Raw genomic sequence first — 9,881 nt, 5'->3', positions numbered from 1 at the left:
TCCGGCTCCGGCTCCGGCTCCGGCTCCGGCTCCGGCTCCGGCTCCGGCTCCGGCTCCGGCTCCGGCTCCGGTCGTGGAGGCAGTGCCTGTTGCTGCTCCCGCGCCGGTCGTCGAAGCGTCCTCGGCTGCGGTCGAACCGCAATCGGAAGGGATCTCTGAGGCAGAGCCGGCTCCGGCCGTCGAACCTCAGCCGGCAGTTGCCGAAGCGCCGGTCGACCTGCCGTGGGACGAGCCTTCGGCACCGGTTGCCGCCGCCCCTGCGCCAGTCGAACCTGCTGCACCTGCACCTGCACCTGCACCTGCACCTGTAGCGGCAGCACCGGCTCCGGTGGAAGCGCCCGCTCCGGTCGTGGCCGAGGCTGACGATGACGACCGCGACGACGAGCCGCCGCCCGCCGAGGACTACTACGAAGTCGACATGGAGTCCTATGGCTACCTGGAGAGCGAAGCGCAGCAGGAAACCGCCGAGCCGGAACCCGAGCCCGCCGCCATGCCGGCAACGGGCCTTGCCGCCGAGTGGCTGGAGTTGTTCCCGCGGCTGGGCCTGGCCGGCCTGACCGCCAGCATCGGCGCCAACTGCACCCTGGTGGCGGTGAAGGGCGACAACTGGTACCTGCACCTGGACCCAGGGCAGAGTGCGTTGTTCAACCCCAACCAGCAGCGTCGCCTGAACGATGCGCTGAGCCAGTTCCACGGGCGCGCCCTGAGCCTGCAGGTGACCCTGCAGAAGCCCGAACAGGAAACCCCCGCCCAGGCCGCCGCGCGCAAGCGCGCCGAGCGTCAGCGCCAGGCCGAGGCATCGATTGCCGCCGACCCCTACGTGCTGCAGATGAAACAACAGTTCGCCGCGATCGTCCGCGACGGTACTATCGAACCCCTGGAAGCAAAGGCTTGATCGCCTGCGCCGACGACTGAACGAATCGAGGAACTCGACATGATGAAAGGTGGCATGGCAGGCCTGATGAAGCAGGCTCAGCAGATGCAGGAAAAGATGCAGAAGATGCAGGAAGAGCTGGCTAACGCCGAAGTGACCGGTCAATCCGGCGCCGGCCTGGTGAGCGTGGTGATGACCGGTCGCCATGACGTCAAGCGTGTCACCCTGGATGACAGCCTGATGCAGGAAGACAAGGAAATTCTCGAAGACCTGATCGCCGCCGCGGTAAACGACGCCGTGCGCAAGATCGAGCAGAACAACCAGGAGAAGATGTCCGGCATGACCGCCGGCATGCAGCTTCCCCCTGGCTTCAAGATGCCGTTCTGATCCAGGCGCTTCCCCTGTAGGAGCGAGCTTGCTCGCGAACGCTCTTCCGGCCCTGGTGGCTGGGGCAGGGTTCGCGAGCAAGCTCGCTCCTACAGTCGTTCTAATCCCCAGAAAACCCGAGACCGCCCCATGAGCTTCAGCCCGCTGATCCGCCAACTGATCGACGCCCTGCGCACCTTGCCCGGAGTGGGGCAGAAGAGTGCCCAGCGCATGGCGCTGCAGCTGCTGGAGCGGGACCGCAGCGGCGGCCTGCGCCTGGCCCAGGCGCTGACCCAGGCGATGGAAGGCGTCGGCCATTGCAAGCAGTGCCGCACCCTGTCCGAGGACGAGTTCTGCCCGCAGTGTTCCGATCCACGCCGTGACGACAGCCTGCTGTGCGTGGTGGAAGGGCCGCTGGACGTGTTCGCCGTCGAACAGACCGGCTATCGCGGCCGCTACTTCGTGCTCAAGGGGCACCTGTCGCCGCTGGACGGCCTCGGCCCGGAAGCCATCGGCATTCCCGAGCTGGAAGCGCGGATCAAGGCTGGCAACTTCAGCGAGATCATCCTGGCCACCAACCCCACGGTGGAGGGCGAGGCGACCGCCCACTATATCGCCCAACTGCTGGGCGGCGGCGACCTGGTGCTGTCGCGTATCGCCCACGGCGTACCGCTGGGTGGCGAGCTGGAGTTGGTGGACGGCGGCACCCTGGCCCACGCACTGGCGGGACGTAGGCCGATCAGCGGCTGATCCTTGCTCGGCAAGGGCTCCGGCGGCAGCAACGGTGCGATTCCCCGGCGCGCATGAGTTTGACGGCGCTTTTGTCCTAGCCGATGGCGGGTGTCTCGCCTTGTAAACCAAGCAAGCGCTCGGTAAGTTCTCAGGCATATTGTCTGGAGCCTTGCCATGTCCGTGTTCACCGACTACTTCGATGACAGCCACCGCCTGGTCCGCGACAGCGTTCGGCGCTTCGTTGAACGGGAAATCCTGCCCCACGTCGCCGACTGGGAGGAGGCCGAGGAGTTTCCCCGCGAGCTGTACCGCAAGGCCGGCGAGGCCGGCATCCTCGGCATCGGCTATCCGGAGGTGCTCGGCGGCAGCCACGAGGGCGACCTGTTCGCCAAGGTGGTGGCCAGCGAGGAGCTGATGCGCTGTGGTTCCGGCGGGTTGGTGGCGGGGCTGGGCTCGCTGGATATCGGCCTGCCGCCGCTGATCAAGTGGGGCCGCCCGGAACTGCGCGAGCGCATCGCGCCGCAGGTGCTGGCCGGCGAGAAGATCATGGCGCTGGCGGTCACCGAGCCGTCCGGCGGCTCCGACGTCGCCAGCCTGAAGACCCGCGCCGTGCGCGATGGCGATCACTACCGCGTGAGCGGCAGCAAGACCTTCATCACCAGCGGGGTGCGTGCCGACTACTACACCGTGGCTGTGCGCACCGGCGGCGATGGCTTCGGTGGCGTCAGCCTGCTGCTGGTGGAGAAGGGTACGCCCGGCTTCACCGTCAGCCGCAAGCTGAAGAAGATGGGCTGGTGGGCGTCGGACACCGCCGAGCTGTTCTTCGACGACTGCAAGGTGCCGGTGGAGAACCTGATCGGCGCGGAGAACATGGGCTTCGCCTGTATCATGGCGAACTTCCAGAGCGAGCGCCTGGCCCTGGCAATCATGGCCAACATGACCGCGCAGCTGGCGCTGGACGAGGCGCTGGCCTGGTGCCGCGAGCGTGAGGCGTTCGGCAAGCCGATCGGCAAGTTCCAGGTGCTCAAGCATCGGTTGGCGGAGATGGCCACGCAGGTCGAAGTGTCGCGCGAGTTCACCTATCGCCAGGCGGCGAAGATGGCGGCCGGCAAGAGCGTGATCAAGGAAATCTCCATGGCCAAGAACTTTGCCACCGACGTCGCCGACCGGGTGACCTACGATGCGGTGCAGGCGCTGGGCGGCATGGGCTACATGCGCGAGAGCCTGGTGGAGCGGCTGTACCGCGACAACCGCATCCTTTCGATCGGCGGCGGCACGCGGGAAATCATGAACGAGATCATCGCCAAGCAGATGGGGTTGTAACGGGTACGGACCGCTTTTCGTAGTTGCGAGCCTGCAAAAGCTGAAGCCGTGCGCCAGCGCTCTGACTGCGCCGCCAGGTTGCCGGCGGACAACCGATCAGACCCTGGAAGCGCTCGGCCAGCAGCGATCGCGAGGTGCCGGCGCAGCGTGCCAGTCGGGACTGACCCGCTCGCCGCCGCCCTTCCAGTGGGCGGTGGCGGCGACATCCTGACTCCGGGCGATGGCGGGCCGCTGGCGCACCCGGTGGGCCAGGCGCCGTTGTGCGGCGAGGATGGTTTCCGAACTTACGGACAGTCCCTCGCCGGGAGCTTTCAGAAATTCTGGGCGTGATCCGACCGCCGCGATGGGCCGTCGGACGATCGGGCGGGGAAGGCCGACGCCGGAGCAGGACGGAAGCCGGTGCGCGGCGCAGTATGAAGGTGCGGGAGGTTGCAGTCCCCGTCCGTTCCTTCCCACTGGAGACTGCCATGCCCCGGTTCGTTATCGAGCGCGAAATCCCCGGCGCCGGAGCCCTGCCCGAGCGTGATTTCAAAGCCATCGCACAGACGTCCTGCAAAGTCCTGAATCAGTTGGGGCCGCAGACTCAATGGCTGCCAGCTACGTGCTCGACGACCGCATCTACTGCCCGTACATCGCCCCCGACGAGGCCACCGTGCGCGAGCACGCGAGCCTGGGCGGCTTTCCGGCCAGCGGGGTGTCGCAGGTCGTCACCATCCTCGATCCGACCACCGCCGAATGAGTGCGCCCGCTCGGCCTGGAGAGATACCAATGAGCACCGCCGTAGACCTCAATGCCCTGAAACAACGCCAGATGGCCACCTGGGCCAGCGGCGACTACGCCGTGATCGGCACCACCCTGCAGATTGTCGGCGAGCGTCTGGCCGAAACCTGCGACCTGCTCTGCGACGAGCGGGTGCTGGATGTCGCCGCCGGCAACGGCAATGCCACCCTGGCGGCGGCCCGACGCGGTTGCCGGGTCATGTCCACCGACTATGTGCCGCGCCTGCTGGAACTGGGAGCCGAACGTGCCCGCGCCGAGCATCTGGATGTGGAATTCCGCGAGGCCGACGCCGAAGCGTTGCCCTTCGAGGCGGGCGGTTTCGATGCCGTCGTCTCGACCTTCGGTGTGATGTTTACTCCCGATCAGTCCAAGGCAGCCTCGGAGCTGGCGCGAGTCTGCCGTTCCGGCGGGCGCATCGGCTTGGCCAACTGGACGCCGGAAGGCTTCATCGGTCAGTTGTTCAAGGTGCTTTCGGGTTACGTGCCGCCGGCTGCCGGCGTGCGTCCGCCGTCGGCCTGGGGGCGGGAGGAGCACCTGCGCGAACTGTTCGGCGACTCGATCAGTGAACTGCGCGCCTCGCGGCAGACCTTCAACTTCCGTTATCGCTCTGCGGCGCATTTCATCGAGATCTTCCGCGACTGGTACGGCCCGCTGCACAAGGCCTTTGCCAGTCTGCCGGAGGCTGAAGCGAAAGGATTGGAGCGTGACCTGACGCAATTGCTGGAGGCGAGCAATCGTGCGGGGCCGGCGTCGCTGGTGGTGCCCAGCGAGTATCTGGAGGTGGTGCTGATTCGTCGCTGATAAAAAAGGCGCTCACCCGGGGGTAGAGGGTGAGCGCCGCCCCGACAGGGAAAAGGGACTCTTACTTGGCTTCGTACCCTTCAGCACCTTGCTTGCGCTTGGGTTTGGGGGCGAAGCGCTTGGCCAGTTTCATGCTGCCGGTGACCACGTTCTGGTACCAGACCGGTAGCAGGCGCAGCATCAGGTCGATGGCGTGGGCGTCCGTGCCGATCAGGATGCGCCGCGAGTCGCGCTCCACGCCTCGGATGATTACCTGCGCGGCCTTCTGCGGGGTGGTGCGCAGCAATTGGTCGTTGAACTGGCTGCGGGCGGCTTCGGCGTTCTGCCCGGTGACCTTGGCCATGCTCTCGTTCATTCGCGCGGTCTTGGCGATGTTGGTCTTGATCCCGCCGGGGTGCACGCAACTGGCGGAGACGCCGCCGCGTTCCATGTCCAGCTCCTGGCGCAGCGACTCGGTGAAGCCGCGCACGGCGAACTTGGTGGCGTTGTAGGCGCTCATGCCTGGCTGGGAAAACAGGCCGAACACGCTGGAGACGTTGACCACGTGGCCGTCGCCGGACGCCTTAAGGTGTGGCAGGAAGGCCTTGGTGCCGTAGACCACGCCCCAGAAGTTGATGTTGGTGATCCACTCGTACTCTTCGTAGTCGCTGGCTTCCACGGTGCCGGCATGTGCGACGCCGGCGTTGTTGAACACCAGGTTGACCTTGCCGTGCTCGCGGGCGGCCTTGTCGGCCCAGGCGTGCACCTGCTCGCGGTCGGCGACGTTCACCGTGTCGATGGACACACGCACCCCGGAGGAGGTGAGCAACTGACGGGTTTCCTCCAGGCCGGCGGCGTTCACGTCCGCCAGCGCCAGGTGGCAGCCACGGGAGGCCAGTTCGATGGCCAGGGCGCGGCCGATGCCGGAACCGGCGCCGGTGATGGCGGCGACTTTGTTCTCGAAGTTCTTCATGCCGACATCTCCTCGGCGTGGCGTTGCGGTTGGACGACAGGACTGCTCAAGGGCTTGGCCTTCAGATGATAGGCGCTGGGGTCGAACTGGCTGGTCAGCGCGCGGAAGCGCCAGGTAAAGCCCGGCCACAGGGTGCAGTTGCGCCCGCTCACCGGGTGCAGGTACCAGCTCTTGCAGCCGCCGGTGTTCCACACGCTGTGGTTGAGGCCGCGCTGCAGCTTCTCGTTCCAGCGCTCCTGCACCTCTTCCTTCACTTCGACGCTCTGCAGTTCGCGGCGGTCCATCAGCTTGATGGCGCCGAGCACGTAGGTAATCTGCGACTCGATCATATAGACCATCGAGTTGTGGCCCAGGCCGGTGTTCGGACCCATCAGGAAGAACAGGTTGGGGAAGCCGCGGGTCATGGTGCCCTTGTAGGCTTCCGGGCCGTTCTTCCAGGTATCGAGCAGGTCGACGCCGTTCTTGCCGAACACCACGCCGCGCGGGATGGGATCGTTGGCGGTGAAGCCGGTGCCGAAGATGATGGTGTCCACCTGGCGCTCGCGGCCGTCGCTGGTGACGATGCTGTTGGCCTTGATCTCGCGGATGCCGTCAGTGATCACCGAGGAATTGGAGGCGGTCAGCGCCGGGTAGTAGTTGTGCGACATCAGCACACGCTTGCAGCCGATGGTGTAATCCGGGGTCAGCTTGCGGCGCAGGTCCGGGTCCTTGACCTGTCGGCGGATGAAGCGCTCGGCCTGCTTGCCCACCAGCTTCATCGCCCAGGGCGCGAAGGTGAAGCCCAGTACACGGCCTTCGAGCATGCTGTACAGCGCGCCGCGCCAGAGCTTCTGTGCCAGCGGGAAGTGGCGGAAGCGTGCGCGCTCCTTGTCGCTGATGGCACGGTCGGGCTTGGGCAGGATCCACGGCGCGGTGCGCTGGTAGAGGTCGAGCTTGGCCACCTGCGGCTGGATTTCCGGGACGAACTGGATGGCCGAGGCGCCGGTACCGATCACCGCCACGCGCTTGCCGGTCAGATCGTAGTCATGGTCCCACTGCTGCGAGTGGAAGGCCTTGCCCTGGAAGTTTTCCAGGCCGTTGAGTGCCGGGATCGAAGGGATCGACAGCGCACCCATGCCCGACACCACGGCCTTGGCGGTGTAGTGGTTGCCGGCGGCGTCGAACAGGTGCCAGAGCTGCTGCTCGTCATTCCACTCGAAGCGCAGCATCTCGGTATTGAGCAGAGTCTTGTCTTCCAGACGGTACTTCTTCCAGCAGTTCTCCAGGTAGGCGCGGATTTCCGGCTGGGGGGCGAACATGCGCGTCCAGCCCGGGTTCGGCTCGAAGGAGAAGGAGTAGACATGGGATTGCACGTCGCAGGCGCAGCCCGGGTAGTTGTTGACGCGCCAGGTGCCGCCGACGCCGGCATCCTTTTCGAACAGCAGGAAGTCGTTCTCGCCTTCCTGCTTCAGGCGGATCGCCATGCCCAGCCCGGAAAAACCGGTGCCGATGATGGCGATCTTGCAGTGTCTGCTCGGGGCAGTCTGAGGTTGCGTGCTCATACCCGTACTCATGGCCAAGCTCCTGTTATGATTATTGCTGGCGTATACAACTGTCTACGTGGCTAGAATGTAGACATCTGTATACTTCGGGGTCAACCAACCTTAGGTAGGGTCGGACGGGAGCCTTATGGACATCGAACAGGAAGAACGGCCGGCGGAAGCGGCGGGCAAGCGGGCGTTGATCGATGCGGCGCTGCGTCTGGCCTCGGGGCGGCGCAGCCTGAGCAGCCTGGGATTGCGCGAACTGGCACGGGAAGCGGAGTTGAATCCGAACACCTTCTACCGGCATTTCGGTGACGTCGACGACCTGGGGCTGGCGATCATCCGCGACATCGCCGCCCAACTGCGCCAGCCGCTGCGCGACCTGCGCCGTGAGGCCGCCGAGCGTGCACAATCGGGGGAGGGCGCCGCCAGCGCGCCCTTCGGTCTGGACATGGAGCGGGGCCTACGGGTGACGCGGGAAACCGTGCGGCTGTTCTTCGACTGCGTCGAGAGCCACCCGGAGGCCTTCATCATCGGCGTGCGCGAACTGCACGGCCCGTCTCCGGTGCTGCGCGCGGCGCTGGCGCGGGTGATGGATGAGTTCGGCGAGGACATGGCCGAGGATATCCGCCAGTTCCACCTGCTGCCGGAGATCGACGAGGGCGAGCTGAACCAGCTGTCGCGCGCGATCAGCCGACAACTGTTCCAGCAGTCGCTGGATTACCTGGAGCGCCCGCCGGAGCAGCGTGCGGACGTCTGTGCCCTGGCCGTGCGACAAATCCTGTTGCTCTTCACCGGTGTCGCGGTGCTGCAGACTTTCGGCATGCTGGCCAGGCTCTGAATCTTCTTTGTCATGATCGGGTTGCCTGAGATGGCCATGTCGACCTTGCCCCTGTTCGGTGGTTGCGCCTGTGGCGCGGTGCGCTACCGTGTGGACGCCGAGCCGCAGGAGACCGGCTACTGCCACTGCCGCATCTGCCAGAGGTCCAGCGCCGCGCCGGCGGTGCCCTGGGCGGTGATTCCGCTGACGGGGTTCGCCTACCTGTCCGGTGAGCTGGGCCTGTGGCGTTCGAGCGAGGAGGGCGAGCGGCGCTTCTGCGTGAAGTGCGGCACGCCATTGGAGTTCCGGGTGCGGGACGGTGAGACGGTCGGGCTCAACATCGTGACCCTGGACGAGCCGGAACGGATCGAGCCGCAGTGCCATATCTGGTGTTCGTCGCAACTGTCCTGGTTCGATACCAGGGACGATCTGCCACGTCGGCAGGAGGGCTAGCCGGCTTTCGTAGGAGCGGACTCCGTCGTCCGCGATAGGGCCGCATCGCGCTGGACGGCATCGCGGACGGAGTCCACTCCTACGTACAGATGGCCATTGATGCATTAGGTTGAATGAAAAACGCCAGGCATTACCTGGCGTTTTCTATTTCACCCCGAGGATCAGCCGGCAAAGTCCAGCTGGTCTTTCCAGCGGGTTTCCAGTGCCTTGGTGTCATGGTCGAAGGGGTGGAAACCAGGGCGGAAGTAGTCCAGCCACGGGCGGATCAGGTTGACGAAGTAGCCACGGCGCGGGTGCAGCAGCACGCCCAGGCCGTGCTTCCAGCTGCGCCAGTTGAACAACTGGCCGTCGCGGCGCAGCAGGTTGATCTGGAAGCCGGCGATGACCCCGAGGAAGATCACGGTGGTCAGCAGCATCACCGCTGTACGAGTGAAATAACCGCCGTAGACCTGCTGGTAGACGTCGTAGGCCACCGCCTTGTGCTCGTTCTCCTCGACGGCGTGCCACATCCACAGCTTGTACATCTTGTCCGACTTCATCTGGCTGCTCAGGTCTTCGCGCTTGAGCAACTGCTCGGCCATCGTCGCGGTGAAGTGCTCCAGGGCGCAGGTGATCGCCAACTGGTGCTTCTTGGTGGTGACCTTGCTGATGTTCTCCAGCAGGACCTTGATGCGCAGTTCCAGGGTCTCCAGGTCGATCCCGTGCTCGTCGGCATACTCGTTGTAGGCCGCGTGCTCCTTGGAGTGCATGGCTTCCTGGCCGATGAAGGCGCTGACGTCCTTCTGCAACTGCGGGTCCTGGATGCGCTCGCGTACGGCGCGCACGCTGTCGACGAAGAACTTCTCGCCGTAGGGGAAGAGCGACGACAGATTGTTCATGAAGTGGGTCATGAAGGGTTGTCCGTCCCACCAGTATTTCGGCGTTTCGCTGAAGCTGAAGTCCATGCGACGGACCGGGAAGTTGGCGCGGATCGGCGTGGTGCTGGCATTCATGACTAACTCCTTGTTGTTGTGCGGGCTTGGGATGCGGGAGCGCGGCAGGTGCGGCGACCCGGGCAAGTCCTGTCGTTAGTTCGCTATGCCACCTCGGAATGTGTCATTAGCTGATGTCATATTCGAAGTGTTGTCGGACAATCGCCAGGTCATATCCGGTCATGGATGGGTCGAATCAGGCCAAGGCGGCCACGACCAGCCTTAGGATAGGGCGGTAGAAAGTAAGCGAACGGGCATTACACGTTGCCAGCGGATACCCAGTTGT

Annotated in this window: 9 protein-coding genes and 2 pseudogenes; 8 read left to right on the top strand and 3 right to left on the bottom strand. The window is 65.2% G+C overall.

The features are described 5' to 3' along the window. The 6 genes and pseudogenes from ACYCAX_RS23115 to ACYCAX_RS23090 form a co-directional block, all read left to right on the top strand. A partial coding sequence (locus tag ACYCAX_RS23115; protein WP_460248921.1) for a DNA polymerase III subunit gamma/tau C-terminal domain-containing protein occupies positions 1-895 on the top strand: 895 nt, incomplete at its 5' end. A 39-nt stretch (positions 896-934) separates the two neighbouring features. Beyond that, entirely contained in the window at positions 935-1,261 is a 327-nt protein-coding gene (locus ACYCAX_RS23110; protein WP_015477775.1) for a YbaB/EbfC family nucleoid-associated protein, read from the top strand. Between the two features lie 129 nt (positions 1,262-1,390). Next, positions 1,391-1,990 carry a recombination mediator RecR gene (recR, locus tag ACYCAX_RS23105; RefSeq protein ID WP_015477774.1) on the top strand — a complete coding sequence of 200 codons (600 nt, stop codon included), beginning with the start codon at positions 1,391-1,393 and terminating at the stop codon, positions 1,988-1,990. Between the two features lie 156 nt (positions 1,991-2,146). Continuing rightward, positions 2,147-3,295, top strand: coding sequence for an acyl-CoA dehydrogenase family protein (locus ACYCAX_RS23100; RefSeq protein WP_015477773.1), 1,149 nt, complete (start codon positions 2,147-2,149; stop codon positions 3,293-3,295). A gap of 467 nt (positions 3,296-3,762) precedes the next feature. Beyond that, a pseudogene (locus ACYCAX_RS23095) lies at positions 3,763-4,034 on the top strand (DUF4242 domain-containing protein). A 29-nt stretch (positions 4,035-4,063) separates the two neighbouring features. Beyond that, positions 4,064-4,876, top strand: coding sequence for a class I SAM-dependent methyltransferase (locus ACYCAX_RS23090; RefSeq protein ID WP_294977146.1), 813 nt, complete (start codon positions 4,064-4,066; stop codon positions 4,874-4,876). A gap of 61 nt (positions 4,877-4,937) precedes the next feature. Here ACYCAX_RS23090 and ACYCAX_RS23085 read toward each other — a convergent pair whose 3' ends face one another. Both ACYCAX_RS23085 and ACYCAX_RS23080 read right to left on the bottom strand, forming a co-directional pair. Further along, the gene (locus tag ACYCAX_RS23085; protein ID WP_294977148.1) at positions 4,938-5,828 is read right to left on the bottom strand and encodes an SDR family NAD(P)-dependent oxidoreductase; all 891 of its coding nucleotides are present in this window, start codon (positions 5,826-5,828) and stop codon (positions 4,938-4,940) included. After that, a pseudogene (locus ACYCAX_RS23080) lies at positions 5,825-7,419 on the bottom strand (flavin-containing monooxygenase). The gene ACYCAX_RS23085 and the pseudogene ACYCAX_RS23080 overlap by 4 nt, the downstream one beginning before the upstream one ends. A 77-nt stretch (positions 7,420-7,496) precedes the next feature. Between ACYCAX_RS23080 and ACYCAX_RS23075 the strand changes: the two are divergent. After that, entirely contained in the window at positions 7,497-8,192 is a 696-nt protein-coding gene (locus ACYCAX_RS23075) for a TetR family transcriptional regulator (RefSeq protein ID WP_015477768.1), read from the top strand. A 36-nt stretch (positions 8,193-8,228) separates the two neighbouring features. Beyond that, positions 8,229-8,624, top strand: a complete 396-nt coding sequence (locus ACYCAX_RS23070; RefSeq protein WP_015477767.1) for a GFA family protein — start codon at positions 8,229-8,231, stop codon at positions 8,622-8,624. Positions 8,625-8,785: 161 nt separating this feature from the next. Here the strand turns inward: ACYCAX_RS23070 and ACYCAX_RS23065 are convergent, their stop codons facing one another. After that, positions 8,786-9,616, bottom strand: coding sequence for a metal-dependent hydrolase (locus ACYCAX_RS23065; RefSeq protein ID WP_015477766.1), 831 nt, complete (start codon positions 9,614-9,616; stop codon positions 8,786-8,788). Between the last annotated feature and the right edge of the window lie 265 nt (positions 9,617-9,881).

It is taken from the genome of Pseudomonas sp. MT3 (assembly GCF_054720805.1).
This window is presented reverse-complemented; position numbering and strand designations above follow the sequence as displayed.